The organism is Devosia sp. (assembly GCF_025809055.1).
In the GTDB taxonomy this organism is placed as follows: Bacteria; Pseudomonadota; Alphaproteobacteria; order Rhizobiales; family Devosiaceae; genus Devosia.
Genome location: NZ_CP075529.1, coordinates 1,479,709 through 1,505,122 on the forward strand (window position 1 = coordinate 1,479,709; position 25,414 = coordinate 1,505,122).

A 25,414-nucleotide genomic window follows, 5' to 3' on the forward strand; every position below is an offset into this window, starting at 1 on the left:
CGAACACAGGCTGCAGAGCCGCAGGGCAGTTCACATGAACAAAATCATCGTGAAGATGAATGCAGGCTGAACGGCCTCAGCCGGCTGGCGCGCCGCCAATGACCCGCTTGCGGCCCTGCTCGTCCAGCGCCACATAGACGAACCGCGCCTCGGTCACCTTCTGGCGGTCGTCCAGCCGATTGCGGCGAACCCAGGCCTCCAGGCCAACCGTGACCGATGTGGTCCCCAGCCGTTCGATCCTGGTATAGACGCACAGCACATCGCCAACCTTGACCGGGGCGATAAAGGTCATGGCCTCTACAGCCACCGTGACCACGCGGCCCTGCACCTTTTCGACAGCGGCAATGGCGCCGGCAATGTCCATCTGGCTCATCACCCAGCCGCCAAAGATATCCCCGGCCGGATTGGTATCGGCCGGCATGGCCAGAGTGCGGATGGTCAGCGTACCGGTCGGCTCGGCGGCATTAGGCTGCATGATCAGGGTCCTTTCACCGGCCAGCGGCCAACAGCTTCTTCCCAATGCTTGCGGCACAGGGACAGATAGACCGATTTTTCGATGGCGACCTGGTCGCCGTCGGTCAGCACGCGGCCGCTCAAGTCCTGGCGCACCACCATGGTCGCCTTGGCGCCACAGGTGCAGATGGTGCGGATTTCGCGCATGATGTCGGCCACGGCGAGCAGTTCCATCGATCCGGGAAACAGCTTGCCCTGGAAATCGGTGCGCAGGCCATAGCACATGACCGGGATCTTGAGCCGATCCGCCACCCGCGCCAGTTCCCATACCTGCTCGCGCGTCAGAAACTGCGCCTCATCGACAAAGACGCAATCGACCTGGGATTGCTCGTGCTCGTCGCGGATGACATTGTAGAGGTCGTCGCCGGCCGCATAGAGCTCGGCCTCCTCGGAAATGCCGATGCGCGAGGAAATCAGCCCGACGCCGCCCTCGGCATAGAGGGCCGAGGTGAACAGCAGCGGCCGCATGCCCCGTTCGCGATAGTTATAGGCCGCCTGCAGCAGCAAGGTGGACTTGCCGGCATTCATCGCCGCATAGGAAAAGTAGAGCTTGGCCATGGGTCCGCCTTCGTCCCTGGTGTTGTGACGCAGGCTGGCCCCCGGTGCGAGCCAAATTGTCGGCCGCTCCACAAAAAAGAGGCCGCCCTCGGGCGGCCAGGACCGACTTGTCGGTCGCGATGTTGCCTTGGCGGGGGAACATCGCATGGCCCTGCGGCGTTGGGGGACGCGGCTCGGGCGGTCCGGGCCAATGGGGACAGCCGGGACATGCCCAACCTATTGCCAGCATATGACGGGGCCGTGACGATCGTGTTCAGCCTGCGTTCATCCGTGCTAGAACAGGGTGCGCGCCACGGTGATCCGAGGAGTATTTCATGAACCGACTGAGCAAATGGGCCCTGGCGATGGTCGTCGGGCTGACCACGATCGCCCCGGCTTTCGCATCCCCGGCAGGAACCTGGGAAATCGAATATCGCGATTCCCGCTATGACGTGACCCTGTGCGGTGACGGCACCGAATTGTGCGCCAAGCTGATCTGGCTGGGCAACGGGGCCGATACCGAAGAGAACCTGCCCTATCTCAACACCTTCCTGATCAACCAGGCCAAGCCCGATGGCGAAGGCCGCTGGAAGGGCGACCTGCACCTTTATGGCCAGACCGCCTCCGGCACCATCGAGCAGGTTTCGGACGATGAGATGACCATCACCGGATGCCTCTTCCTCGTCGCCTGCCGTACTTTCCGCATGTACCGCATGGACTGACGCTTCGGCTCAGTTTGTGATCCGGGGCGCATGGGCCCGCCGCCGCTGCCAGAGCGGCGGCAGCGCCTCGACCAGGATGATGGCGGCAAAAATCAGCGTCGCCCCGGCATAACCGATGAGCGGCAGCCGCTCACCCAGCACCAGCGCGCCACCCAATGCCGCAAAGAGGCTTTCCGCCGACAAAACGATCGCCGCATTGGCGGGCGGCACATGCTGCTGCGCCACGGCCTGCAGGGTAAAGCCGACCGCAGTCGAGAGCACCGCAGCATAGGCGATTTCCACCCAGCCTGCCGAAATGGCCGCAAAAGTCGGGGCCTCGGTGCCCAGGGCAATGGCCGATGCCAGCCCGCCCGCAACGAGAAAACTGATGCAGGACACGAAGATCGGCAGGCCCGTGGCCCTGGCAACGTGCCCCAGAAGGATCACGTGCATGGCCCAGAAGACGGCGCTGCCAACGATCAGCCAATCACCGGAATTGAAGCTCTCGAGCCCGCCGCCATTGAGATAGTAGATGCCGATCAGGGCCAGCGGCACGCCGGCAAAGACGATCGGATGCGGGCGGGTGCGGAACAGCAGAAATCCCAAGAGCGGCACGAAGAACACGTAGAGCCCGGTGAGAAAACCGCCATTGGTTGCCGTGGTGGTGGCAAGGCCCGCCTGCTGCAGCCAGGAGCCCAGAAAGAACACCATGCTCATGCCGGCAATGAACAGCCAATGCGTTCGCGTCAGCGCGATGGGCCGGCGGCGGCGCTCGTGCAGGGCCAGTGGCAGCACCAGCAAACCGCCCAGGAGATAGCGCACACCCGCAAAGCTCAGTGGCCCCATGCTGTCCATGGCCGATTTCTGGGCAATGAAGGCAAAGCCCCAGAACATGGTGCAGATCAACAGAAGGAGGGTAGCAAGGGGACGCGGCATGGGACTTCCAGCTTTGGGACGCCATGCCATATCCTCCGACCCCCACGGCGCACAAGACATCTCGGCAGGAATGGCCTGCATTCCGGCGGACCAGACGCGGCGGATGCACGCCAAGGGATCACCTCGCAAATAAACGGGAGCGCCTTGCATTTGCCGTATGTGGGATGGAGGACAGACAAGCCCGAAGCGGAGAAGCCCATGCCTCGCTACAGTCTCGCCATGATCGCCCTGCTGGCCATGAGCCAGGCCGCGCTGGCCCAGCCGACCGCGCGGGCGAGCGGCACGGTCAATGTCCATGCCGGACCGGATAATCGCTATGAGGTCATCGGCCAACTTGCCGATGGCACCGAGGTGACACTCGAATATTGCACGCAGACCGACAGCGATTCCGATCGCGGCGGCATCGGCATGGGCGGGCATGTCCTATGGCCCGCCGGCTCGACCCAATGGTGCAAGATCACCGACTATGGCTGGGTGACCTATGGCTCGATCGTCGGCGAAGCCGCAAAAATCCACGTCACCCCGCCCGATTTCGCCGGGCCGGGCTGGTAGTTACAGCCAGCCCGAGAGCTCGCGGCGCACCATGGCCTCAATCATGTCCATGCCCGGCGCGCTGTCGTTGAGACAGGGAATATAGGCGAACTTCTCGCCACCCGCCTCGAGGAACGTGTCGCGACCGCCCATGGCGATCTCTTCCAGGGTCTCGATGCAATCGGCGGAAAACGCCGGGGCCAGGATCGCCACCTTCTTGATGCCCTTGCCGGGCAGCGCTTCCAGCGTCTTGTCCGTATAGGGCTGCAGCCACTCCGTCGGCCCGAACCGGCTCTGGAAGGTGACCATCAGCTTGTGCTTGGGCCAACCCAGATAGTCGCCGACCAGCCGCGTGGTCTTGAAGCACTGGCAGTGATACGGGTCGCCGCGCTTGAGATACTCCACCGGCATGCCGTGATAGGAGGTGATCACCAGGTCCGGTTCGAAATCGAGCGCCGCCACGCCATCGCGGATCGAATTGCCCAGCGTCTCGATATATTTCCGGTCCTCGAAATAGGCCGGGGCGGTGCGCACGGCCGGCTGCCAGCGCATCTTGCGCAGCGCATCGAACGCCTTGTCATTGGCGGTGGCCGTGGTCGTCGCTGAATATTGCGGGTAGAGCGGCACGAGCAGAATCTTCCGGCACCCGGCCTGCTGCATCCGCTCGAGCACCGATTGCGTCGACGGATTGCCGTAGCGCATGGCGAAATCGACCATGATGCCGTCGCCGGCCAAGCGGTCCGCCAGCTTTTCGGTCTGGGCTTTGGTGATCAGCCGCAGCGGGCTGTCATTGTGCTGCTTGTCCCAGATCTGCGCGTAGGCATGGCCGCTTTTCTGCGGGCGGAAACTCAGGATGGCGAGATTGAGAATCGGCCACCACAGCCATTTGGGGGTCTCGATGACGCGCGGATCGGACAGGAATTCCTTGAGGTAGCGGCGAACGCTCCAATAGTCGGTTGCGTCCGGCGTGCCCAGATTCAAAAGGACCACACCGATCTTCTGCTCGGTGACGGCGGGATGTTGGGCAGGCAGGTGTTGCGACATGGGGCCAGATTGGAAGCGTTCCAGAATGGCGCGCACCTTACCCATTTGCGCCCCGACCGCAAGGCGGCGATGGGTCGCGCCGCCTCCTGGGCTCAGAGGCTGGCGATCAGCAGCAGCACACCGAAGGCCAGGACCAGGACGGCGCCCAACAGTTCGGCCCACCAGACGATGGCATGGGCCGTGGCACTGTCCGCACCGCCGATGCGTCGCGCCAGCCCCTTGGCGCCGACGGCGATGCTGGCCAGGCTCGCCACCGTGATCGCCGTGCCCAGGGCCATCAGCAGCACCGAGACCACGCCCGCGGCCAGCAGGCCCTGCGACAGCGCGAACACCATGACCACCAGCGCGCCCGAACAGGGCCGCAGCCCTACCGCGAGCACCACGCCGAGTTTTTCGCGCCATCCACCCCGCAGGTCGGCAGGCGCAACGGCATGGTGCATGTGGTCATGGCCGTGGTCGTGGTCGTGGTCATGCTCATGGCTATGGCCATGCTCATGGTGGTCGTGGTGGTGATGGTGTTCGCCCTCATAGAGATGCGCATGGGCCTTGTCGGCCGCATGGTGATGGCCGTGATCGTGATGATGGTGATGCCCCCATCCGAACAGCTTGCGCAGCACCAGCCACAGACCCAGCAGCGCCACAAGGCCATAGGACAGGACGCCCACCCAGTGGGCTGCCTCGCCGATGGCAATGCTGGTCAGGTTGAGCGCGCCGGCCAGCACCAGCACGAAGCCGATGGCCACCAGCGCCTGGAGCAGCGCCGAAAGCGCGCTGAGGGCGATGCCCTGGCGCAATTGCTGCTCATTGGCCAGCACATAGGAGGAGATGACCACCTTGCCGTGGCCCGGCCCCGCCGCGTGGAAAATGCCATAGAGGAAACTCAACCCGCCCAGCAGCCAGAAGGCGGTCCAGTCGGTCCGCAATGCATCGAGCGAGGCGGTGATGGCGGCATAGAAATCGCGCTGCTGGTTCTGCAGCCAGCCGAAAAACCCGGTGCGCGGCAGGTTGAGACCCACCTCCGGCGGCGGACCGCCAAACGGCGCGGTCGTGCGTTGCTGGGCCATCTGCGTCACCGCTTCGACGGCAGTGGCGGCGGCGGGCTGGTCGCCGCAATTGATCACCACCATGCCCTGGGTGCCACGCATGGCGGCGGCCAGATCGGGCGGCAGTTCGAGCACTTCCGGTCCAAGGGCATAGAGCCGCTGCTCCACCTCCGGGCTCATCGGCACCGGCGGCTCCAGATGCGCCGAGCAATCGGCAGGGGCGTTTTCGAGGGTGACATCGGCTATGTCGGCCGTGGTGATGGCGACGTAATATTCGGGGTCATAGACCGCCAGTTCAAACCGCTCGCCCGGCGCCTCGGGCGTCACCGCGTCGATGGTAAAATCCAGCGTCACGCGATTATCCGCATAGACCATGTGCTGGTCGCCCGCCGGGGTGAATGCCATGTCGTCGCCGGCATAGGTGTAGAAGGCGAAATCGGCGAGGCCGAGCATGTTCTCGTCGGCGAGATCCTGCATTTCGGCGGACGTCACAGTGCCGTCGCCATCGGTATCGAGCCCCTGCACCATCCACACCGAAAAGGCGGTGTCGAAGGTCCAGCTATGGCTGAGCCGGGCCACGCGCCCTTCCGCGTCGAAACCGACGGTCACCTTGGCGTCGATCATGATATGGGGATGCGCCAGCGCCGGCTGTGCGCCGGCCAGAACGCACAGAGCCAAACCGGCCAACCCGCCGCGCCAAGCCGAATGTGCCAAGGATTGCCCCTAGGAGATGGGATGGGTGGAGAACCACGCCACCAGGTGATCGATCAAGGCCCGCACCTTTCCGGCCAGATGGCGGCGATGCGGATAGACAGCCTGCAGCGTCTGTCCGGTCGGCAGGAAATCCTGCAGCACCGGCACCAGTTCGCCGCTCGCCACCTTCGGATCGGCGAGATAGGACGGCAATACGACAAAACCGAGGCCCATCACCGCAGCCGTACGCGCCGCCAGCGGCGAATTGACCCGCAAGGGACCATTGACCGGCACCGAAATGGTCTTGCCATCTTCGATGAAGCGCCAGTTCGACTGTCCCTGCAGGTTGACGTCGACAATGCAGGGCAGATGCCGCAGGTCCTCGGGATGCTTGGGTGTGCCCACCGTCTTGAGCAGGGCCGGCGAGGCGCCCGCAATCACATGCATGTCGGCGATCTTGCGGGCGATCAGCGAGGAATCGGTGAGCGTGGAAATGCGCAGTGCGACATCCACGCCTTCATCCACCAGGTCCACGTAGCGATCCTCAAGCCTCAGATCGAGCGCGACCTTGGGGTGCTGGCGCAGAAACTCGAAGATCGCCGGCGCCAGCGTCGTTTCCCCGAAATTGCGTGGCGCGGAAACGCGCAGCAGGCCACGCGGCTCGGTGGTCTGGTCGGAGATCGAGGCATCGAGATCGTCGAGCTGCTGCAACAGCGCCGAGGATTCGCGGTAATAGGTCTCCCCGGCCTCGGTCAGGCTGAGCTTGCGGGTGGTGCGGTTCATGAGCCGCACGCCGAGATAGTCTTCGAGATCGGTCACATATTTGCTGAGCAGGGCTTTTGAGCGCCCATGCTGGCGTGCTGCCGCAGAAAAGCCACCGGAGTCAAAGACCTGTACGAAGGCACGGATGCGGGCAAGGTCCTGCGTCATCGGCGTCCTGGTTCGGGAAATGTCAGCCCCAGACGCATAACTCATCTGCGTAGGGTGAACAATAACGGGGCTTGGTCGGCGCCCGATTAACGATAGGATGCGAGCTGGATCGACGCATGCCCGGAGTTCGGACTATTTTCCCGCCTATGTCCAGACCTAGTTCCCGCTCGGCACTCTACCGGCTCATCGAAGCCGGACAACTGGCGCACAAGGCGCTGCTCGTGCCGGTTCTCGACAAGGGTCTGGAGCCGGGCGACGACGCCATCCTGTTCGTTCTGGGCCGCTCCGGCACCACCGAGACCGAACTTGCCGCCGAACTCGGGCTGGACGTGGAAGCGCTGGCCGGACGCCTCGACCGGCTGGCCGGGCGCGACTTCATCACCCGCCAGGCCGTTGGGCCCGAACTCGAACCGGGCCTGGCCCTGACCGAGCGCGGCGCCCGCATCCGCAATGCCCTGTCCGACCATTGGGAACAACTCGAAGAGGCGCTATTGGGCGAACTGAAACCCAAGCAGCGCAAGAAATTCTCCAAAACCCTGGGGCGTTTCGTCGAGCTGTTGCGCAGCTAACGCCCCCGCACAACCCTTAACAAAACGTTCAGCTTGGGTTCATCCAGGATCGGCTTAACTCTGCGCAAGTGTCGCAGAATGTGACCACGCCGATCGAAGGAGAACGCCCATGGCTTTCAACCGAAAAATCCTCACCGCCGCCCTGGCTGCGGCGACCGTCGTCGTCGGTACGGTTGCCGCCGCGGCGGCTCCTGCCGTCGCCACCACCAGTGTCAATGTGCGCTCGGGCCCGGGCACGGGCTATCGCGTCGTCGATACGCTCTATCGCGGCCAGCAGGTCGATGTTCAATACTGTCGCGGCAGCTGGTGCTTTGTCGAAAAGCGCGGCCCGGATGGCTGGGTTTCCGCCAATTACCTGCGCTCCGGCCGGCCCGGCTGGAATGATGACGACTGGACCCCGCGTCCGCCTCCGCGCCCGCCGCACTGGAACCCGCGCCCGCCGCATTGGGATCCTTATCCCCCGCGTCCGCCGGTCTATCCGCGGCCACCGCGCCCGCCCGTCTATCCCTATCCGCTGCCGGATGGCCCGGGCGCCAGCTTCTGCTTCAACGGCCCCAACGGCTACTTCTGCGTCAACAGCTAAAACGTAGCTCGCTCATCGCGCCGCCCCAACGGGCGGCGCTTTTCTTTTGGCTATTCCACGGTCAGCCTATCGACATCGATGCCGTCCCGCTCCAGCGGCGCGCGCATCCGCCGATCAAGAAACTCATTGGTGCCATAGGCGACGATAGCGCCGACGGCGGCGGCTATGGCGAAGCCGATCCAGCCCTCCTGGCTGCCGATCATGGAGGCAACGATCAGGCTGCCGGCGCCGATGGCCAACAGGGTCCAATGCTTCTTCTGCTCGGCAGCCTTGAGGTTGCGGGCGCCCGAATGCAGCAGGTCGCGCAATTCGGTATCGCTCATCGCTACCAGGGCCGGATTGGTGCGTTCGCGCCTGATGGTCTCGATATAGGCGTCGACCCGCCGCAGCGTCAGCGCCTCGCGCTTGTCCTTGTGGCGATTGCGGTTGAACATGGTCCACCCGCCGCCCACCAGCAGCAATACGAGCGCGATTTCCAGCAGCACGATCATGCCTGTCCCTCCCTGATCGTGTGAGACATGCCCTTTGCCTCCCCCGACTTCAACCGCCAAGTGTCGATTTTTGATCGCCGGAGTGATCCTGCGCGGCGATTCCGCCGTATCTCATCATGAGCCCTGAACGGAGACACGCCATGGCCAAGTACCTGATCCTCTATCTCGCCTGCGTCCTCGTGTTCTTCCCGCTCGACTTCATCTGGCTCAGCACCATGGGCAAGTCGTTCTATTTCCGCGAACTCGACGGCCTGTTGCTGGACCAGCCCAATCTGGTGATCGCGGGTCTGTTCTACCTGGCCTATGTCGCGGGGATCGTCATCCTGGTGGCGGCTCCAGCCGAGGGCGATGTGCTCAAGGCGCTGCTCATGGGCGCCGTGCTGGGCCTTGTCGCCTATGGCACCTATGACCTGACGAACCTCTCCACCGTGAAGGGATTTTCGCCGCTGGTGGCCGCCGTCGACATGGCCTGGGGCACCGCCTTGACGGCCGTCAGCGCCGCTGGCGGCGTCTGGATCGCCCGCTTTTTCGCCTGACCCTATTCGTGCCCGGCCGGTGGCGTATCGGTGACGATCGCCACCTTGCGCACCCGCTCGCGCGCCATGACCACCAGACCCGCAGCGACGATGACAGCGGCACCGAGGAGCGAAATCGCATCGATCCAGTGGCCGAAAACCACGATGCTGAGCACGATCGCCCAGGGCAGCGAGAAATAGTTGAACGGCTGCAACACGCTGGCCGGGGCCATGCCGAGCGCGAAGACCATGAGGCCATGGCCAGCGCAGGTGGTGACCATGATCACCGCGACAAGGGCAAAATCGCCCCAGGCCATGGGCTGCCAGAAGAACACCCCCACCGCGCTCGACAGCACCAATCCTACAAGGGCCGCATAGGCAAGGCTCGTCGCAGGCCGGTCCACGCCGGAGACCTTCCGGGTGATGACGATATAGAGCGCGTAGAACGCCGCCGACCCCAGCGCATAGACCACGCCCCAATCGAGCGGAATGCCACCCGGCCGCATGATGATCAGCGCGCCCAAAAACCCGGCCGCCACGGCGCCGAACCGGAATATGCCCACCTGTTCCCCCAGAACCGGAATGGCAAACAGCGTGACGAGCAGCGGATAGACGATGACGATGGCCTGCAATTCGCCGAGCGGCACGCTTTGCAGCGCCAGGGCAAAGCACCAGATATCGGCGATCAGCAGCACGCCGCGCAGCACCTGCCAGCGCGCCGCGCGGGACGCCAGGGCCTGGCGCAGCGGCGCCTGGCGCATGACCATGATCAGTGCGAACAGGGCAAAGCCCCAATAGCGCATCATGGTGATGTGGAAGGGCGAATAGTCCTGCACCAAAAGCTTGGCGATGGCGTCCTGAACGCCGAAGACCACGATGGTGAGGAGAGTCAGCGCGATACCGCGCCCGATCTGGTCCGCGCGCGGAGCGGCATTGGCAGTCGACATGGAGAGGGTTACCGGACAGGAAAACGCCCCGCGACCGGTGGTCGCGAGACGTTGATGTGTGAACCGAAAATCAGGATTTCGCCATGGCCGACTTGATCAGCCCGGCAATCGCGGTCAGCACGCCGCCGCCCACGAGACCAGAGACGCCCTGCCCGGCAAGCGCGCCGATATCGAGCGATCCGGCGGCACCCATGCCGCCCACCAATGTATCAAGCCCTGGAATCATGCCGGCCAGCCAGGTGCCCGCCAGGCCACCGATCGCACCAACGATAGAATTGCCCGCCGTTCCCAGGCTGAGTTTCTTGGCCAATTGGCCAATCACATTGCCGCCGGCACCGCCGCCGATAAGCTGCACGAGCAGCGAAACGACCATTTCCATGAGTATCCCCCTCTACATGAGTGCAGATTCTGCCTGCACATCATCACGCTACGCCTGAATTGGCGGAGACGGAAGTACAGCCCTGCTGCCATAATCTGGCGCCGCGACACCGCACATCTTGAGGCCCCGGCCTGATTGCAGTCAGGCGCCGATCCGGCCTAAGGTCCGGCCATTCCAGCCCGAATTTTTTGCGATAGTCATGCCGCCAGAATCCGCCCCACACGCCCAGAATATCGACCCGGTCGCCCTTGTGACCGGTGCCGGGGACCGAATCGGCGCGGCCATCGCCATGGCGCTGGCCCTGGAAGGCTATGCCGTCGTTATCCACTATCGCTCCGATATCGAGGGCGCCAAGGCCCTCAAGGCCCGCATCCGCAGCGAAGGCGGCCGGGCCCAGATCATTCGGGCCGATCTGGCAAAGCGCCAGCAGCGGGCAAGCCTGGTTGCAAAGTCTGCCGCCTTTTTTGGCCCGCTGACCGTCTTGGTCAACAATGCCTCGATCTTCGAGCCGGACAGCGCCACCGATGTCGACGAGGAATTGTGGGACGCCCATTTCGCCGTTCATGCCGAGGCGCCGGTGTTTCTCGCGCGCGATTTTTCCGCCCAGCTGCCCTCCGGGGTCGAGGGCAATATCATCAACCTTATCGACGAGCGCGTCCTGCATCAGACCCCGGCCTTTTTCAGTTATTCGCTCTCGAAGTCGGTGCTGTGGACGGCCACCCGCACCCTGGCGCAATCGCTGGCGCCGGCCGTGCGCGTCAATGCCATCGGCCCGGGCCCGGTCCTGCCGCACAAGGGGCAGACCCAGGCCGAGTTCGAGCAATCGGTGGAAGAACTGCCCCTGCAGCGCCATGCCGGCCCCGAAGCCATTGCCCGGGGCGTGCTGGCGATCCTCGCCATGCCCTCCTATACCGGCCAGATGCTGGCCCTTGATGGCGGCCGGCACCTCGAATACCTGCCCAAGCGCGGCCCGACGCCCAGACCATGACCGAGCAACCCGCCCCGCCCTCCGGACCCGACGTCATCCGGGCCTTCGTGCGCACCCTGCCCGCGGCGCCCGGCGTCTATCGCATGCTCGATGCCGCGGGCGAGGTCATGTATGTCGGCAAGGCCCGCAACCTCAAGGCGCGGGTGACCAATTACACCCGGCCCGACGGGCTCGAACTGCGCCTGCAGCGCATGATTGCGGCGACTGTCAGTATGGAATTCGTGCGGACCGAGACAGAGTCCGAGGCGCTGCTGCTCGAAGCCAACATGATCAAGCGGCTGAAACCCCGCTTCAACGTGCTGCTGCGCGACGACAAGAGTTTTCCCTATATCCTGATCGCCACCGATCACGAGGCGCCCGAACTCACCAAGCATCGCGGCACAAGGCGCCGGCAGGGCCACTATTTCGGCCCCTTTGCTTCGGCCACGGCGGTGGGGCGCACCATTGCCAGCCTGCAAAAGGCGTTTTTGCTGCGCAATTGCTCCGACAGTTTTTACGCCGCACGCACCCGGCCGTGCCTGCAATACCAGATCAAGCGCTGCGCCGGGCCCTGCACCCGCGAGATCAGCCTCGAGGCCTATGGCGAACTGGTCGAGGATGCCCGCCAGTTCCTTTCGGGCAAGTCCGATGCCGTGCGCGGGCATCTGCAGGCCGATATGAACCAGGCCGCCGAAGACCTTGATTTCGAACGTGCTGCGCTTATCCGCGACCGGCTTTCGGCTTTGGCACTCATTCAGAGCCAGGGCGACGCCACGGCCCGTTCGGTGGAAGAAGCCGATGTCTTCGCCATCCACCACGAGGGCGGCCAGTTCTGCGTGCAGGTGTTCTTCTTCCGCGCCTACCAGAACTGGGGCAATTATCCCTATCGCCCGCGCGCCGATGCCAGCCTTACCGATGCCGAAGTGCTCGAGGCCTTTGTCGGCCAGTTCTACGAGAACCGCACCCCGGCGCGGCTGGTGCTGATCAGCCATGACCTGTCCGAACACGGCCTGATGGAGGAGGCCCTGTCCTCCCGCGCCGGACGCCGCGTCTATATCGAGCAGCCCAAGCGCGGCGAGAAGCGCGACCTGGTCAACCACGCCCTCAACAATGCGCGAGAAGCACTGGGCCGCCAACTGGCCGAAGGCGCCTCCAATCGGGCGCTGCTGGAAGGTGTGGCCGAAACGTTCGGGCTCGAGGACATGCCCCGGCGCATCGAAGTCTATGACAACTCCCACATTTCGGGCACCAACCAGGTCGGCGCCATGGTCGTTGCGGGCGAGGAGGGCTTTTCCAAGAAGCACTACCGCACCTTCAACATCAAATCCGACATCGCCGCCGGCGATGACTTCGGCATGATGCGCGAGGTGCTGACCCGCCGCTTCACGCGCCTCGCCAATGAAACCGAAGACGAGGTCGAGGACGATGCCTCCGCCATGCCGGACTGGCCCGATGTCGTCTTCATCGATGGTGGCGCCGGCCAGCTCAATGCCGTGCGCGAGGTGATCGCGGCGCTCAACCTGCCGCGCGAAGTGACATTCATCGGCATCGCCAAGGGCGAAGAGCGCGATGCCGGGCGCGAAAAATTCTTCATGGAAGGCCGGGACGCCTTCATGCTGCCGCACCGCGACCCGGTGCTCTATTATGTCCAGCGCCTGCGCGATGAAGCCCACCGCTTCGCCATCGGCACCCATCGGGCCCGCCGCAAGAAGGATCAGGTGAAAAACCCGCTCGACGAGATCGAGGGCATCGGCCCCACCCGCAAACGCGCCCTCCTCAACCATTTCGGTTCCGCCAAAGCCGTCGGCCGCGCCTCACTCACCGATCTCGAAGCCGTCCCCGGCATTTCCAGCGCCATGGCCCAGCTGATCTACGATCACTTCAATCGCACGGACTGACGCCAGATCTACCCTGGAGCATTGGACGCGTTTTCGGTCCTCGGTTCGATGCCCGAAGCGTGGTGTCCACTTTTTCTGAAAACGCTCCCGGATAGTCCTCCTGCCCTGACGCCGCAGATGCTTGCGCATTTTGTCACACTTATTTATCTTGATGATCAAGATTATTGACGGTGTAGATATTTGAACCAGTCCCAGTCCCTTGCCGACGCTGTCACCGTCGCGCTCGTTCACATGATCCAGCGAGCCGAGGACGCCACCGAACGCGCTGCGCGCCAGGGCGGACTTCATCCGACAGACTTTCGCTGCATCGGCTTTCTGTATCGCTCAGATGGCCCCGCGAGCCCAAAGGACATCATTGCCTTTCTCGGCCTGACATCGGGTTCCGGCACGGCCCTGCTCGACCGGCTTGAACAGGCCGGATACATCTCGCGCATCCCCAATCCCGATGACCGGCGCGGCGTGCTGATCGTGCTCAATGCCGATAAGGCCGCAGACATAATCGCCCTGCACCTGCGCATCAGCGATCGCTACGTCGCAGCGACTGCCGACCTTTCGGATGAAAATCTAAGGGCAATCGCGACCTACCTCAGAAGCATTGAAGCGCTTTCCGAGGAGGTCAACCACGACCTCTACGACACCGCGCCCGCCGCGCAGAACGGCGTCGCGACACAAACTTCAACAAGACCAAACTCGGGGGAGAGAAAATGACCCAGGACCTGGGCGGCAGAAGGCCGCACGTGATCGAAAAGGGCCTGATGTGGCTGTTCGCAGTCGTATTGGGCATCATGGCGCTGATCTTTGTCGGCGCCGGCGGCTATCTGGCGGCGCTGGGCGGCTCGCTCTACTACGTCGTTGCCGGCCTGCTCTTCCTGGGCGCAGCCATTCTGCTCGGCATGGGCCGGCGCACCGGCGCCTGGCTGTTTGCCCTCGCCCTGGCCATCTCGGTCGTCTGGGCCCTGTGGGAGGTCGGCTTCGACGGCTGGGCGCTCATGCCCCGCCTGATGATCCCGGTAGCCTTCGGCATTTGGCTGCTGCTGCCCTGGAGCCAGCACGCTCTCAGCGGCAGGCTCGGCCTCGCGTCCAAAGTTCCTGCAGGCGGGCTTGGACTGCTCGTCGCGGGCACGGTCGTCTCTGTCGGCCTGGGCGCCGGCCTATACGCCGTGAATGCCCCGAACTTGCCCACCGACCCGCGATTCCAGACCGGCTTCGGCACCTTCCCCGAACCGAATGGCGCCACTCCGGCAGGGCAGACCGGCGCCGACTGGCCTTATTTCGGGGGCGATCAGGGCGGTCAGAAATTCTCGCCGCTCGACCAGATCACCCTCGACAATGTGCAGAACCTGGAAGTCGCCTGGTCCGTGGATGTCGGCCGCATTCCGGCCAACAATTCCACGCCCCTCAAGATCGGCGACGCCATCTATATGTGCAACCAGTTCAGCCAGGTCTTCGCGCTGGATGCGGCCACCGGCGCTGAACGCTGGATGTACGACGCTTCCGAAGGCCACGGCGGCACCTGCCGGGGTGTTGCCTTCCACGCTGAACCGGGTTTGACCAGCGAGTGCGCCGAGCGCGTCATTGCCGGCACCGGCACTGCCAAGCTCGTGGCCGTCAATGCCGCCACCGGGCAGCTTTGTCCCGATTTTGGCACTGGCGGCATGGTGGACCTGTCTGCCGGCATGGCCGATCACGAGGGCATGCTGATCGACGGCTACTACAAGATCACGTCCGCTCCCACGTATGTGCGCGGCAAGGTCGTCGTTGGCGGCTGGATCACCGATGGCCAATACTGGGGCGAACCCTCGGGCGTTATTCGCGCCTTCGATGCCGTCACCGGCGAACTGTCCTGGGCCTGGGACATGGGCCGCCCGAGCCAGACCGGCGTCCCGCCCGAGGGCGAGTTCTACACCACCTCGACACCGAACAATTGGGCTCCGGCATCAGCCGACGAGCAACTGGGCCTTGTTTACCTGCCTCTGGGCAATCCCGGTGGCGTCGACTTCTTCGGCGGCCAGCGCCGCGAATTCGACGAAGAATTCGGCTCCTCCGTCGTTGCCCTGGATGCGGAAACCGGTCGCCTGCGCTGGTCATTCCAAACCAAGCACCACGACCTGTGGGACCACGACGTCGCCTCCCCGCCCACCCTGCTGGACCTGCCCGACGCGACTGGCACCATGCGCCAGGCGCTGATCCAGCCCACCAAGGCCGGTGAGATTTTCGTGCTGGACCGGACCACCGGCGAGCCGATCTTCCCGGTCACGGAAACGCCGATGCCGCAGAGCGGAGCAGTACCCGAGGAACGGCCATCGCCGACCCAGCCGCTCTCCAACAGCCTGCCGTCCTTCCGCAATGCCGACCTCACCGAGGCCGACATGTGGGGTGTCTCCCCCTTCGACCAGCTCTACTGCCGCATTCAGTTCAAGCAGGCGCGCTATGAGGGCACGAACACCCTACCGGGCCTGACCCCGTCGATCCAGACCCCGAGCACCTTCGGCTCGATCAACTGGGGCGGCGTTTCGGTTGACCCCACGCGCGGCGTCATGCTGGTCAATTCCAATCGCTTTGCCAGCTATGTCGAGCTGTTGACGCGCGAAGAGGCCGACGCCAAGGGTGCAACGCCGCAGGGCGAATGGGGCGATCCGCGCGAAGTCGGCGGCCTTGTGGCGCAGGCCAACGTACCCTATGCCGCCGAGCCCTATTTCTGGCTCACCGCCCTCAACGTGCCCTGCATTGACCCGCCCTATGGTTATATCAGCGCCGTGGACCTCAACAGCGGCAAGCTCTTGTGGACCCACCCCTTCGGCTCGTCCAAGGGCAGCGGGGCCCTGGGCATCTCGGTGCCGTGGGAATTCCCCATGGGCACGCCGACCCATGGCGGCTCGATGATCACTGCCTCCGGCATCGGCTTCATCTCGGCAGCCAAGGACAGCATCCTGAGGGCCTATGATCTCGCCACCGGCGAAGTCGTCTGGCAGTACGAGCTGCCCGCGGCAGGCGGCACGCCGATCAGCTATACGCTCGACGGCGAGCAATATATTGCCATCGTCGCCGGTGGTCAGGGCGCCATCCAGTCGCGCTTCTCCACCAAGGTGGTGGCGTTCAAGCTGCCGGGCTAAATGCAGCCGGCCTCGCTCCGATCGGGCGAGACCACCATATTCGGGGGAGATCGGAGCGATCCGGACTCCCCCTTTTTCGTGCAAGAGGCGTAAGGTGTCGAAACCGCCATGCCCCGCCCGTCGCTCCGGCATCACCTTAGAGCATCTCTCGTTCTGATAGAATCAGAACGAATGCTCTAACTCTTTGATTGGTCGCGTTTTCGAACCAGAAAAGTGGCGTCCACTTTTCTTGAAAACGCTCTAGGAGACATCCGATGAAATTCCTCACCATGGTCACGACGCTCAACCCCGAAATTGCGACCAATCCGCCTCCGGCGCTGATGGGCGCGATCATGCAGCTGGGCATGGAAGCCGGCGCGAAAATGATCGAGACAGGCGGCATGGCGCTGGCTGGCAAGGTCACCACCCGCAGCGGCAAGATGACCACCGATGGTCCCTATGCCGAAGCCAAGGAAGTGCTTGGCGGCTATGCCATCTATCAGCTCGAAACCGAGGCCGAGGCGGTGCAATGGTCGGAACGCTTCATCGACCTGCACCGGCAGCACTGGCCGGAATGGGACGGGGAAGTCACCATTCTCGACCTGCAGCAATTCAACATGGGCGGCTGACTACTCTGGATCGACCCAGTTGTAGAACTCCTCGTGATAGCCCACGCCGCGATCGAGGCAATGGGCGATCATGAGCATGCCATCCGGCCGCCGCCGCGTGCGGATTTCGGCGTCCACCTGCGGTTTCATCGCGGCCAGCCGCGCCAGCATCTCCTCGCCATTGAGGCCCAGGTCGAGACCATGGCGGGCGGCGATATTGCCCAGCGACTGCATCCCCTCTTCCAGCGCCGAGCGGTATTCGCGCCGGGTTTCCGACCCCAGAACCCTTTCGAGGCCGGCCAGGCACCAGACGGCGTCATCGAATTCGGCCTCAGCGGTGGCGCGCAGGTCGGGCGCCACGTCGCCAAACATGCTGGTGAAGTCGACCCCGATATTGGTGCAGAAGCCATAGCCATAGGTCAGCGGCCGTTCCGCCCCCTCCTCGACGGGCCAGGAGAACTCGAAGGCGGCATCGTGATAGGCCTCGACTTCCATCTCCGCGACCTGCTCGGCGCTGAGGCCCAGTGTGGTGCCTTCCGCGCTCAACAGGTCATGAATGGTGCCGATCATCGCCTCTGCATCGTCCGGCGCGACCGTGGTTCCGGCCACGCTGCCCTCGGCCACCTGGTGCATGGCGCCATAGCACCAGGCATTGAAGCGGAAATCGAAGCTGAGCGGATAGTCCCATCCCGAGGCGATCTGCGCCGGCCGCTGCGGCGGAAAGGCTGGAATATCGATCCGGAACACGGGAGGAGTCAGCTCTTCCATCGGAAAGCAGATTTCGTAATCCTGCTCGAAACTGCCCTTGTCGCCTTGGGAAAACTGGAAGGCGTCCACCTGCACCAGCGAGCGGAAATAGTAGCCGTTTTCCAGCACGTCGCGGTCGGCATCGGCGATGGCGATATATTTGAATTCATGGCCCAGCCACGTATCCAGCGCCTCGAGGGCCCGCTGCGCCCGCGCCACCCGCTCGGGCCCGCCGCCGATCATCTGGCGCTGGTTGAAAATGGCCAAGGTGCTGGCGCACCAGATCTTGTCATGCAGGCCCTCCACCGGCGCGACGTGGAGCTCGGCATAGCGCACGCCGCGCACGCCCTTGGCACGGCATGCATCGTAAAGCGCAGTCTCCTCGGCGCTCGCTGTGCCGGTCGCAAGCCGTTCGGCCACGGCAATCGTGTTGTCGAACATGGCCTTGTCATAGGTCTCGCGCATGGCCGCGTCATAGCCGGCATCGGTGCTCAGCCGCAGGATGCGCTGGCTGGCATCGGCCATGGCAAAGCCGGCGAGATCGCGGCTATGCGTATCGGGAAAGCCATGCCGGACCCCGAAATTGGACAGGGTGTTGAAGCACCAGGAATTAAAGCCCATAGGGTCGGACGGCAGGCCAACCGGGACGGTGATGGGCGCCTGGGGTGGCGCCGCCGGTTCGTCCACACCGAGCAGCGGGATCGGCTCGAATGCGGTATAGGGCGCGTTGTCTTCCAGCGTCCGGTCGATATCCTCGATCATGCCATCGATGATCTCGAGATCGGCGTCATAGTCCCTTTCGCGCTGTTCGAGCTGTTCGATCTGCTGGTCATATTGCTCCAGCAACTGCTCGAGTTCCTCCACACTCATGCCATCCAGCGGGTTCTGCGCCCGGGGCGCGGAGACCGCGACCAGGGTTGCGATGATGAGGGTGAGCAGATGGCGCATCAGGACTCCAGATCGTGACAGGCATCGGGTTTGGCCGGCAAACACGCCCTGCGCCCTGCCGCGGCCAATTTCTTATCGGGTCGTGGGCCGGCAATTTCACCCCCCATAAGGGGGCAGAGATGACGGGTTCGCGTGCGGGCAGAATCGGCTAGCCTGCCGCGCCGGGGAGCCAGAGCCATGACCGCAATCATCGCCGCCGACGCCGTCTGCAAGACTTTCCATCAACTCAAGCGCCAGACCGGTTTGGGCGGAGCCATCCGCAGCCTGCTCTCTCGGCAATACACCGATATCCGGGCCGTGGACGGAATCTCCTTTACCATCCAGCCCGGCGAGGCGGTGGGTTATCTGGGGCCCAACGGCGCCGGCAAGTCCACCATGATCAAGATGATGACCGGCATCCTGGTCCCATCCTCGGGCACCCTATCGGTGCTCGGCCGCGAGCCCCATGCCAATCGCATGGTCAATGCCGCCGAAATCGGCGTGGTCTTCGGCCAGCGCAGCCAATTGTGGTGGGACCTGCCGGTGCGCGACAGCTTCGCGCTCAACCGCCATATCTACGATATCGCCGAAACCCGCTTTGCCGAAAACCTGGCCTATCTGACCCGGATGCTCGACATGGCGTCCTATCTCGACCGCCCGGTGCGCCAGCTCAGCCTGGGCCAGCGGATGCGCGCCGAGATTGCCATGGCGCTGCTGCACGATCCGAAAATCCTGTTCCTGGACGAGCCGACCATCGGCCTGGATGTCGTCGCCAAGGATGCGGTGCGCAAATTCTTGGCCGAGATCAACCACAAGCGCGGCACCACCATCATCCTCACCACCCATGACCTGGTCGATATCGAGGAAATCTGCCCGCGCCTGATCATGGTCGATGATGGCAAGCTGCTGTTCGATGGCGAGCTGACGCGCCTGCGCGCCACCCTGGGCTCGCGCCGCCGGCTGACCCTCGAATTCGACACCGATCCAGGCCCCTTGGCGCTGACCACCGCCACGCTCACCACCGATCTCGGCGCTGCCAAGCACTACCTGCTCGAGCGCGAGGAAACCTCGCTGCTCGACGTGCTCAACGAGGTGGGCCGTGGCCGCGGGCTCAAGGACGTCAAGCTCGAAGAGCCCGATATCGAGGAGGTCATCCGCACCTTTTATCAGAACAAGCCGGGCCTGGCCGGCACCGCGCCATGAGGGCCTTGTCCTATCCCGCCTTCACCGCCACCGCCTTCCAGTCGCGCCTGGCCTATCGCAACCAGGTCTGGGCCAATGCCTTTGGCGACCTGGTCAATATCTTTGCCCGCATCGCCCTGTGGACGGCCGCCTATGCCGGCATGGCGACGGTCGATGGTGTCACGCTGCCCGAGATGGTGACCTATGCCGTCCTCGTCGGTTCGCTCCTGCGCTGGGACCACTCCCAGTTGCTGCACGATATCGGCGACGCCGTGCGCACCGGCGATGTGTCCATCTACCTGCTGCGCCCCCTGCACTATCCGCTGGCGGTCATGGCCAGCCATGTCGGCCATTATGTATTCGAGCTGGTCACGATCGTGCTGCCCGTGGTCATCATCGTCGGGCTCACCGTTGGCGTTCTGCCACCGGCGAGCCTGTTTCACGGCGTCATGTTCGTGGCCTACTGGATCAATTCCTGGCTGATCATGTTCTGCCTGGCCGCGATCTGCGGGCTTCTGGCCTTCTGGCTGCTGACGGCATTTTCGCTGGAATGGTTCCTCACCGGCATCCTGCTCTTGGCCTCGGGCCTGGTGGTGCCGATGTGGTTCCTGCCGCCGGCACTGGCAGCGTCCTTCAGCTACCTGCCCTTTGCCTGGGGATTCTATTATCCGGCCGCCGTCTATCTGGGCAAACTCGATCCCATGGCGAGCGTGCTGCACCTCGGCATCGGCATCGGCTGGCTCGCCATTCTCGCGCTGTGCCTGGCCTGGCTGTGGTCGAAGGCGCGGCACCGCATGATCGTACAGGGAGGCTGACCGCATGACCCGCGCTCTGGTCGTCATCCCCCACCTGGTCCGCATGTTCGTGCGCACCCGCATGGAATATCGCGGCGCCACCATCCTGGGCTGGTTCTCGCAGATCGTCGCCTATGCCGCCATCTACTCGGCCATCGCCCTCATCCTCCTGCGCTTTGGCAATCTGGGGGGCTGGATCTGGCCGGAAATGGCGCTGCTGCTGGCCTTCCATCTGCTCGCCTATTCCCTCGGCGCGTCGCTCAGCTTCACCCAGTTCCGCGACATGGAAGAAAAGGTGCGCCTGGGCACCTTCGATGCCGTCCTGGTCAAGCCCATCGGGCCCTGGACCTATCTGGTCTTTTCGGGGATCAATATCGGCTATACCGGCCATGTGCTGCTGGCGCTCGGCCTGATGATCTGGGCCATTCCCAGCGTCGAAGCCGACTGGAGCCTGGGCACCGCGCTGTTCTTCGTCGCCGCGCTGGTGAGTTCGGCTTCCATGATCTGCGCCCTCATGACCATGATCGGCGCCACCGCGCTGGTGTGGGTCAAGTCCAATCACCTCTATTCGGTATTCTTCGGCTTCTGGGAGCTGGCGCGCTATCCGCTCAACATCTTCCCCCTGCCCCTGCAAATTCTCATGCTGACCTTTGCGCCCATGGCCTTTCTGGCCTTCGTGCCGGTCGCCGTGGTCCTCGGCAAGCCGGTGCCGCTCCTGGGCGATTGGGCCGGCGCGGCCTGCCTCGCGGTCGGGCCCCTCTTCGTGCTGATCGCCATGGCGCACTGGCGCTGGTGCCTGCGCAACTATCAGGGTGCCGGCGGCTGACCCCTACGAAAGTGGGGACTCGACAGCCCCGATTTCCTCGGCTAGCTTCCCCGCCATGATCAACGCAGCGACCTTTTATTGGTACTTTAGCTATCCGCTCCCGGCGGAGGCTATTGCGCGCGCGTCCTGATCCAAAAAAGACCAGACCCAAATCGCAAGCCAGCCGCCCGACTTCCGAGGCGGCTTTTTTCTTGGCCCCTCGACAACCAAGCGCTTCCAGAAAAAGTGGACACCGGTTTTTCGGTTCGGAAGCGCGACAAAGAGACCCCGAGGACCACGAAAATGCTCAAATCCACCGATGACCTGCGCATCACCGCAATCAAGCCGCTGACCACGCCCATCGAGGTCATGCGAACCCATCCGCGCACCGACGCCGCAACCCGCACTGTCATCGCCGCGCGCCATGACCTGCACAATATTCTCACCGGCCAGGATGACCGGCTGGCGGTCATCGTCGGCCCCTGCTCCATCCACGATCCCAAGGCCGCCATGGACTACGCCAATCGGCTGGCGGGCCTGCGCGCGGAACTCGGGGATCGGCTGGAAATCATCATGCGCGTCTATTTCGAAAAGCCGCGCACCACGGTGGGCTGGAAGGGCCTCATCAACGATCCGGATCTCGACGGCAGCTTCAATATCGACCACGGCTTGCACACCGCCCGGACTCTGCTGCTCGACATTGCCAATCTCGGCCTGCCGGCGGCCTGCGAATTCCTCGACATGACCACCCCGCAATACATCGCCGATCTCGTCAGCTGGGCCGCCATCGGCGCGCGCACCACCGAAAGCCAGATTCACCGCGAACTGGCCTCGGGCCTGTCCTGCCCCGTGGGCTTCAAGAACGGCACCGATGGCAATGTGAAGATCGCGCTCGACGCGGTGCTCTCCGCTGCCCAGCCGCATCATTTCATGGCCGTGACCAAGGATGGGCGCTCGGCCATCGCCACCACCACCGGCAATGAGGACTGCCACGTCATCCTGCGCGGCGGCAAGACCACCAATTACGATGCCCAAAGCGTCGATGCCGCCGCCCAGGCTGCCCGCAAAGCCGGTCTCAACGCCGCCATCATGATCGATGCCAGCCACGCCAATTCGTCCAAGAAGCCCGAGAACCAGCCGGCCGTCCTGGCCGAGATCGGCGCACAGGTGGCCAGTGGCGACCGCCGGATCATCGGGGTCATGATCGAGTCCAATATCGTTGCCGGGCGCCAGGACCTCGTGCCCGGACAGGACCTGGTCTATGGCCAGTCAATCACCGATGGCTGCATCGATTGGGACACCACGGTGAATACATTGCGAGCCCTCGCCGACACGGTGCAGCAGCGCCGCGCCGTCACCAATCAGGCCGTCGCGTGAGTTTGCCCTGAGGTCATCTCGCCTCGCCCTTGAGGGGAGGGATCAAGGGAGGGGTGAGAGCCCCGATATCGGGGCTCTCACCCCTCCCGGCCTCCCCCTTCAAGGGGGAGGTGTGCATCGTGCAACTCAAACCACCTTGACCCTCCGCCTGCCTTGCTGTTCTCTCCGGCCATGTCACGCAACCCGCTGCTGCTCGTCCCCAATATCATCACCATCATCCGCATCCTGGCGGTGCTGCCCATTGCCTGGATGATCATGCAGGGTGACCTCGTCCTGCGGCTGGTGGCGCTCATTTTATACATCCTCGCCGCCGCTTCGGACTGGCTCGACGGCTATCTCGCCCGCGCCTGGAACCAGTATTCCGATCTCGGCCGCATGCTCGACCCCATTGCCGACAAGCTGCTTGTCGGCATCCTGTTCGCCGTTCTCGCCTGGGACGGCAGTCTTTCCGGCGTCGACATGGTGCCGGTCATCGCCATCCTGTTCCGCGAGTTCTTCGTCTCCGGCCTGCGTGAGTTCCTGGGCAAGACATCGGTGGTCCTGCCCGTGACCCTGCTCGCCAAGTGGAAGACCACGCTGCAGATGGTGGCCCTGGTCGTCATCCTGCTCGAAGGCATCGTGCCCGGCCTGCGGCTTGTGTCCGATGTGGTGCTCTGGGCAGCCGGCGCCGTGACCCTGTGGACCGGCTGGCAATATCTCGCCGCCTCCTGGCCGCACCTGTCCGGCGCGAACCCCAAATGAAGGTGCTCTACTTCGCCTGGCTGCGCGAGCGGCTCAATCGCGCAAGCGACGAGGTCGATCCGCCCGCTTCCGTCGTCACCCTGGCCGATCTGGTCGCCTGGCTGCGCAGCCGCGACGAAGCGCTGGACCTGGCCATGGCAGTTCCGGCCATGTTCAAGCTGTCGCGCGACGCCCGCATCATGCCGCCAGAGACGCCGATCGCCGGGGCCAGAGAAGTCGCCATCCTGCCGCCGATGACCGGCGGCTGACCCACTCGCATAAGGTCAACTGGAGGCCGCGCATGCTTGTCATCTCCGACGCCCCCTTCGACCCCGGCGCCCTGGCCACCGCCTTTCAGGCCGATCACCCCCAAGCTGGCGCCGCCGTCACCTTTACCGGCATCGTGCGCTCGACTCCCGAGCGGCCCATCACCGCCCTGGTTCTCGAATGCTATCCCGAACTCGCCCGGAACGAGATCGCCGCCATGCGCGCCGCCGCCATCGCCCGTTTCGAGCTGATCGATGCCGCGGTGCTCCATCGCCATGGCCGGCTTGTGCCGGGCGAGCCGATCATGCAGGTGATGACCCTCGCCGCCCACCGCCAGGCCGCCTTCGACGGCGCCCAATATCTCATGGATTACCTCAAGACCGACGCGCCCTTCTGGAAACAGGAGGAAACCGCGTCCGGCACACAGTGGGTAGAGGCTAAGCCAGCGGATGACGCGGCGCGGGAGCGGTGGGGCAGATAGGGCCCCTCACCCGTCTCGCCCTTCGGGCGATCCACCCTCTCCCCAAGTGGGAGAGGAACAGTAGGGCATCCCTTATTCTTCTCCCACTCGGGGAGAAGAGCCTGCCCCGGACTTGATCCGGGGTGGCGCGCAGCGCCGGATGAGGGGGATACCTCCCCCCAACAGAAAAAAGCCGGGCATCACTGCCCGGCCTTCTCAATTTCAAATCCGCAATGCTTACTCGGCTGCGGCCTGTTTCGGGGTCACGGCCCGTGCATAGGCGTCGATCAGCGTGCGGCAGGCTTCGGCAGGAGCAAACTTGTACTCGCCAATCAGCGACACCGGCGTCACTTCCGCCGCCGTGCCGGTCAGGAAGCACTCGTCGAACTGGCTGAGTTCTTCCGGCTTGATATGGCGCTCGGTGACCGTATAGCCGTTTTCCTTGGCCAACCCGATCAGCGTCTGCCGCGTGATGCCGTTGAGGATGCAATCGGGGATCGGCGTGGTAATGTCCTTGCCCTTGACGAAGAACACATTGGCGCCGGTCGCCTCGGCCACATAGCCGCGATAGTCCAGCATCAGCGCGTCGGCATAGCCATTGGCCATGGCCGCGTCCTTGCTGAGCGTGCAGATCATGTAGAGGCCCGCAGCCTTGGCCGAAGACGGGATGGTCTCGGGCGACGGGCGCTTCCACTTGCTCCATTCGAGGCGAATGCCCTTGAGCTTTTCCTCGACGGAGAAATAACTCGGCCACACCCAGGCGGCGATGGCCACATGCACGGTGTTCTTGCGGGCCGGCACCGAAAGCTCTTCCGAGCCGCGCCAGGCGACCGGGCGCACATAGGCGTCGACCAGGCCGTTCTTTTCGAGCACGAGCTGCTTGGCGGCTTCGATTTCATCCACCGAATAGGGGAAGGGCATGTCGAGCGTTGCGGCCGAGCGGATCAGGCGCTCGGTGTGTTCGCGGGATTTGAAAATCTCCCCGCCATAGGCGCGCTCGCCCTCGAATACGGAACTGGCATAGTGAAGCCCGTGCGTCAGCACGTGGACCTTCGCGTCCTTCCAGGGTTTGAGTTCGCCATCAAACCAGATCCAGCCATCGCGCTGGTCCATCGGCAGGCCTGCCATGATTCCTCTCCAGAAACTTATTTACGCCGC

At 64.0% G+C, this 25,414-nt stretch carries 28 protein-coding genes; 17 read left to right on the plus strand and 11 right to left on the minus strand.

Features of this window, described 5'->3' with window-relative positions; all coding sequences use genetic code 11:
• Positions 1–76 precede the first annotated feature (76 nt).
• On the minus strand, positions 77–475 hold the full coding sequence (locus KIT02_RS07240; protein WP_297584190.1) for an acyl-CoA thioesterase: 399 nt from the start codon (positions 473–475) through the stop codon (positions 77–79).
• A 2-nt stretch (positions 476–477) separates the two neighbouring features.
• Positions 478–1,071, minus strand: a complete 594-nt coding sequence (locus tag KIT02_RS07245) for a thymidine kinase (RefSeq protein ID WP_297584193.1) — start codon at positions 1,069–1,071, stop codon at positions 478–480.
• Positions 1,072–1,385: 314 nt separating this feature from the next.
• Between KIT02_RS07245 and KIT02_RS07250 the strand changes: the two genes are divergently transcribed.
• A complete protein-coding gene (locus tag KIT02_RS07250; RefSeq protein ID WP_297584195.1) occupies positions 1,386–1,772 on the plus strand; it encodes a DUF2147 domain-containing protein in 387 nt (128 codons plus the stop codon).
• Between the two features lie 9 nt (positions 1,773–1,781).
• Here the strand turns inward: KIT02_RS07250 and KIT02_RS07255 are convergent, their stop codons facing one another.
• Positions 1,782–2,687, minus strand: coding sequence for a DMT family transporter (locus KIT02_RS07255; protein ID WP_297584197.1), 906 nt, complete (start codon positions 2,685–2,687; stop codon positions 1,782–1,784).
• A 198-nt stretch (positions 2,688–2,885) separates the two neighbouring features.
• On the opposite strand from KIT02_RS07255, the gene KIT02_RS07260 reads away from it, so the two are divergent.
• Positions 2,886–3,239 (plus strand): SH3 domain-containing protein, encoded by a 354-nt coding sequence (locus KIT02_RS07260; protein ID WP_297584199.1) that lies wholly within the window; start codon positions 2,886–2,888, stop codon positions 3,237–3,239.
• On the opposite strand, the gene hemH is transcribed toward KIT02_RS07260, so the two are convergent.
• Genes hemH through KIT02_RS07275 form a run of 3 tightly spaced genes read right to left on the minus strand, consistent with a single transcriptional unit; the run spans position 3,240 to position 6,928 of the window.
• The gene (gene hemH / locus KIT02_RS07265; RefSeq protein ID WP_297584203.1) at positions 3,240–4,307 is read right to left on the minus strand and encodes a ferrochelatase; all 1,068 of its coding nucleotides are present in this window, start codon (positions 4,305–4,307) and stop codon (positions 3,240–3,242) included.
• Between the two features lie 47 nt (positions 4,308–4,354).
• Positions 4,355–6,019, minus strand: a complete 1,665-nt coding sequence (locus tag KIT02_RS07270; protein ID WP_297584205.1) for a DUF1007 family protein — start codon at positions 6,017–6,019, stop codon at positions 4,355–4,357.
• Between the two features lie 9 nt (positions 6,020–6,028).
• Positions 6,029–6,928: a LysR family transcriptional regulator gene (locus tag KIT02_RS07275; protein WP_297584208.1), complete on the minus strand. Its 900-nt coding sequence runs from the start codon at positions 6,926–6,928 to the stop codon at positions 6,029–6,031.
• A gap of 146 nt (positions 6,929–7,074) precedes the next feature.
• Here KIT02_RS07275 and KIT02_RS07280 point away from each other — a divergent pair, with 146 nt between their 5' ends.
• Entirely contained in the window at positions 7,075–7,497 is a 423-nt protein-coding gene (locus tag KIT02_RS07280; protein ID WP_297584211.1) for a MarR family winged helix-turn-helix transcriptional regulator, read from the plus strand.
• Between the two features lie 109 nt (positions 7,498–7,606).
• Positions 7,607–8,080, plus strand: coding sequence for an SH3 domain-containing protein (locus KIT02_RS07285; protein WP_297584213.1), 474 nt, complete (start codon positions 7,607–7,609; stop codon positions 8,078–8,080).
• A 50-nt stretch (positions 8,081–8,130) separates the two neighbouring features.
• Here the strand turns inward: KIT02_RS07285 and KIT02_RS07290 are convergent, their stop codons facing one another.
• Positions 8,131–8,571, minus strand: a complete 441-nt coding sequence (locus KIT02_RS07290) for a hypothetical protein (RefSeq protein ID WP_297584216.1) — start codon at positions 8,569–8,571, stop codon at positions 8,131–8,133.
• A gap of 140 nt (positions 8,572–8,711) precedes the next feature.
• Between KIT02_RS07290 and KIT02_RS07295 the strand changes: the two genes are divergently transcribed.
• On the plus strand, positions 8,712–9,107 hold the full coding sequence (locus tag KIT02_RS07295; RefSeq protein WP_297584219.1) for a DUF2177 family protein: 396 nt from the start codon (positions 8,712–8,714) through the stop codon (positions 9,105–9,107).
• Between the two features lie 2 nt (positions 9,108–9,109).
• On the opposite strand, the gene KIT02_RS07300 is transcribed toward KIT02_RS07295, so the two are convergent.
• On the minus strand, positions 9,110–10,033 hold the full coding sequence (locus KIT02_RS07300; RefSeq protein WP_297584221.1) for a DMT family transporter: 924 nt from the start codon (positions 10,031–10,033) through the stop codon (positions 9,110–9,112).
• Positions 10,034–10,103: 70 nt separating this feature from the next.
• Positions 10,104–10,412, minus strand: coding sequence for a hypothetical protein (locus tag KIT02_RS07305; RefSeq protein WP_297584223.1), 309 nt, complete (start codon positions 10,410–10,412; stop codon positions 10,104–10,106).
• Positions 10,413–10,611: 199 nt separating this feature from the next.
• On the opposite strand from KIT02_RS07305, the gene KIT02_RS07310 reads away from it, so the two are divergent.
• From KIT02_RS07310 to KIT02_RS07330, 5 genes are all read left to right on the plus strand, one after another.
• Positions 10,612–11,400 carry an SDR family oxidoreductase gene (locus tag KIT02_RS07310; protein ID WP_297584226.1) on the plus strand — a complete coding sequence of 263 codons (789 nt, stop codon included), beginning with the start codon at positions 10,612–10,614 and terminating at the stop codon, positions 11,398–11,400.
• On the plus strand, positions 11,397–13,277 hold the full coding sequence (gene uvrC / locus KIT02_RS07315; RefSeq protein WP_297584229.1) for an excinuclease ABC subunit UvrC: 1,881 nt from the start codon (positions 11,397–11,399) through the stop codon (positions 13,275–13,277). The genes KIT02_RS07310 and uvrC overlap by 4 nt, the downstream gene beginning before the upstream one ends.
• Positions 13,278–13,457: 180 nt before the next feature.
• Positions 13,458–13,985: a MarR family transcriptional regulator gene (locus KIT02_RS07320; RefSeq protein WP_297584232.1), complete on the plus strand. Its 528-nt coding sequence runs from the start codon at positions 13,458–13,460 to the stop codon at positions 13,983–13,985.
• A complete protein-coding gene (locus KIT02_RS07325; protein WP_297584235.1) occupies positions 13,982–16,390 on the plus strand; it encodes a membrane-bound PQQ-dependent dehydrogenase, glucose/quinate/shikimate family in 2,409 nt (802 codons plus the stop codon). Before KIT02_RS07320 ends, KIT02_RS07325 begins: the two co-directional genes overlap by 4 nt.
• 254 nt (positions 16,391–16,644) lie before the next feature.
• A complete protein-coding gene (locus tag KIT02_RS07330) occupies positions 16,645–16,998 on the plus strand; it encodes a YciI family protein (RefSeq protein WP_297584237.1) in 354 nt (117 codons plus the stop codon).
• On the opposite strand, the gene KIT02_RS07335 is transcribed toward KIT02_RS07330, so the two are convergent.
• On the minus strand, positions 16,999–18,672 hold the full coding sequence (locus KIT02_RS07335; RefSeq protein WP_297584239.1) for a hypothetical protein: 1,674 nt from the start codon (positions 18,670–18,672) through the stop codon (positions 16,999–17,001).
• A gap of 177 nt (positions 18,673–18,849) precedes the next feature.
• Between KIT02_RS07335 and KIT02_RS07340 the strand changes: the two genes are divergently transcribed.
• From KIT02_RS07340 to KIT02_RS07370, 7 genes are all read left to right on the plus strand, one after another.
• Complete coding sequence (locus tag KIT02_RS07340; protein WP_297584242.1) at positions 18,850–19,854, plus strand: ATP-binding cassette domain-containing protein; 1,005 nt, start codon at positions 18,850–18,852, stop codon at positions 19,852–19,854.
• Positions 19,851–20,648, plus strand: coding sequence for an ABC-2 family transporter protein (locus KIT02_RS07345; protein WP_297584243.1), 798 nt, complete (start codon positions 19,851–19,853; stop codon positions 20,646–20,648). The genes KIT02_RS07340 and KIT02_RS07345 overlap by 4 nt, the downstream gene beginning before the upstream one ends.
• 4 nt (positions 20,649–20,652) lie before the next feature.
• On the plus strand, positions 20,653–21,453 hold the full coding sequence (locus KIT02_RS07350) for an ABC-2 family transporter protein (protein ID WP_297584245.1): 801 nt from the start codon (positions 20,653–20,655) through the stop codon (positions 21,451–21,453).
• Positions 21,454–21,735: 282 nt separating this feature from the next.
• Positions 21,736–22,809 carry a 3-deoxy-7-phosphoheptulonate synthase gene (locus tag KIT02_RS07355; RefSeq protein ID WP_297584247.1) on the plus strand — a complete coding sequence of 358 codons (1,074 nt, stop codon included), beginning with the start codon at positions 21,736–21,738 and terminating at the stop codon, positions 22,807–22,809.
• 171 nt (positions 22,810–22,980) lie between these two features.
• A complete protein-coding gene (gene pgsA, locus KIT02_RS07360; RefSeq protein WP_297584250.1) occupies positions 22,981–23,550 on the plus strand; it encodes a CDP-diacylglycerol--glycerol-3-phosphate 3-phosphatidyltransferase in 570 nt (189 codons plus the stop codon).
• Complete coding sequence (locus tag KIT02_RS07365; RefSeq protein ID WP_297584252.1) at positions 23,547–23,798, plus strand: MoaD/ThiS family protein; 252 nt, start codon at positions 23,547–23,549, stop codon at positions 23,796–23,798. Before pgsA ends, KIT02_RS07365 begins: the two co-directional genes overlap by 4 nt.
• Before the next feature lie 32 nt (positions 23,799–23,830).
• Positions 23,831–24,277 (plus strand): molybdenum cofactor biosynthesis protein MoaE, encoded by a 447-nt coding sequence (locus tag KIT02_RS07370; RefSeq protein ID WP_297584255.1) that lies wholly within the window; start codon positions 23,831–23,833, stop codon positions 24,275–24,277.
• A 216-nt stretch (positions 24,278–24,493) separates the two neighbouring features.
• On the opposite strand, the gene KIT02_RS07375 is transcribed toward KIT02_RS07370, so the two are convergent.
• Positions 24,494–25,384 carry a branched-chain amino acid aminotransferase gene (locus tag KIT02_RS07375; protein WP_297584258.1) on the minus strand — a complete coding sequence of 297 codons (891 nt, stop codon included), beginning with the start codon at positions 25,382–25,384 and terminating at the stop codon, positions 24,494–24,496.
• Between the last annotated feature and the right edge of the window lie 30 nt (positions 25,385–25,414).

Bases quoted from the DNA above. Each gene is read 5' to 3' on its own strand.
- KIT02_RS07275 (WP_297584208.1), bottom strand. From the start codon at position 6,928: ATGACGCAGGACCTTGCCCGCATCCGTGCCTTCGTACAGGTCTTTGAC.
- uvrC (WP_297584229.1), top strand. From the start codon at position 11,397: ATGACCGAGCAACCCGCCCCGCCCTCCGGACCCGACGTCATCCGGGCC.
- KIT02_RS07250 (WP_297584195.1), top strand. From the start codon at position 1,386: ATGAACCGACTGAGCAAATGGGCCCTGGCGATGGTCGTCGGGCTGACC.
- KIT02_RS07295 (WP_297584219.1), top strand. From the start codon at position 8,712: ATGGCCAAGTACCTGATCCTCTATCTCGCCTGCGTCCTCGTGTTCTTC.
- KIT02_RS07345 (WP_297584243.1), top strand. From the start codon at position 19,851: ATGAGGGCCTTGTCCTATCCCGCCTTCACCGCCACCGCCTTCCAGTCG.
- KIT02_RS07280 (WP_297584211.1), top strand. From the start codon at position 7,075: ATGTCCAGACCTAGTTCCCGCTCGGCACTCTACCGGCTCATCGAAGCC.
- KIT02_RS07365 (WP_297584252.1), top strand. From the start codon at position 23,547: ATGAAGGTGCTCTACTTCGCCTGGCTGCGCGAGCGGCTCAATCGCGCA.
- KIT02_RS07340 (WP_297584242.1), top strand. From the start codon at position 18,850: ATGACCGCAATCATCGCCGCCGACGCCGTCTGCAAGACTTTCCATCAA.
- KIT02_RS07350 (WP_297584245.1), top strand. From the start codon at position 20,653: ATGACCCGCGCTCTGGTCGTCATCCCCCACCTGGTCCGCATGTTCGTG.
- hemH (WP_297584203.1), bottom strand. From the start codon at position 4,307: ATGGGTAAGGTGCGCGCCATTCTGGAACGCTTCCAATCTGGCCCCATG.
- pgsA (WP_297584250.1), top strand. From the start codon at position 22,981: ATGTCACGCAACCCGCTGCTGCTCGTCCCCAATATCATCACCATCATC.
- KIT02_RS07240 (WP_297584190.1), bottom strand. From the start codon at position 475: ATGCAGCCTAATGCCGCCGAGCCGACCGGTACGCTGACCATCCGCACT.
- KIT02_RS07370 (WP_297584255.1), top strand. From the start codon at position 23,831: ATGCTTGTCATCTCCGACGCCCCCTTCGACCCCGGCGCCCTGGCCACC.
- KIT02_RS07245 (WP_297584193.1), bottom strand. From the start codon at position 1,071: ATGGCCAAGCTCTACTTTTCCTATGCGGCGATGAATGCCGGCAAGTCC.
- KIT02_RS07310 (WP_297584226.1), top strand. From the start codon at position 10,612: ATGCCGCCAGAATCCGCCCCACACGCCCAGAATATCGACCCGGTCGCC.
- KIT02_RS07375 (WP_297584258.1), bottom strand. From the start codon at position 25,384: ATGGCAGGCCTGCCGATGGACCAGCGCGATGGCTGGATCTGGTTTGAT.
- KIT02_RS07290 (WP_297584216.1), bottom strand. From the start codon at position 8,571: ATGATCGTGCTGCTGGAAATCGCGCTCGTATTGCTGCTGGTGGGCGGC.
- KIT02_RS07325 (WP_297584235.1), top strand. From the start codon at position 13,982: ATGACCCAGGACCTGGGCGGCAGAAGGCCGCACGTGATCGAAAAGGGC.
- KIT02_RS07330 (WP_297584237.1), top strand. From the start codon at position 16,645: ATGAAATTCCTCACCATGGTCACGACGCTCAACCCCGAAATTGCGACC.
- KIT02_RS07255 (WP_297584197.1), bottom strand. From the start codon at position 2,687: ATGCCGCGTCCCCTTGCTACCCTCCTTCTGTTGATCTGCACCATGTTC.
- KIT02_RS07305 (WP_297584223.1), bottom strand. From the start codon at position 10,412: ATGGAAATGGTCGTTTCGCTGCTCGTGCAGCTTATCGGCGGCGGTGCC.
- KIT02_RS07300 (WP_297584221.1), bottom strand. From the start codon at position 10,033: ATGTCGACTGCCAATGCCGCTCCGCGCGCGGACCAGATCGGGCGCGGT.
- KIT02_RS07285 (WP_297584213.1), top strand. From the start codon at position 7,607: ATGGCTTTCAACCGAAAAATCCTCACCGCCGCCCTGGCTGCGGCGACC.
- KIT02_RS07260 (WP_297584199.1), top strand. From the start codon at position 2,886: ATGCCTCGCTACAGTCTCGCCATGATCGCCCTGCTGGCCATGAGCCAG.
- KIT02_RS07355 (WP_297584247.1), top strand. From the start codon at position 21,736: ATGCTCAAATCCACCGATGACCTGCGCATCACCGCAATCAAGCCGCTG.
- KIT02_RS07335 (WP_297584239.1), bottom strand. From the start codon at position 18,672: ATGCGCCATCTGCTCACCCTCATCATCGCAACCCTGGTCGCGGTCTCC.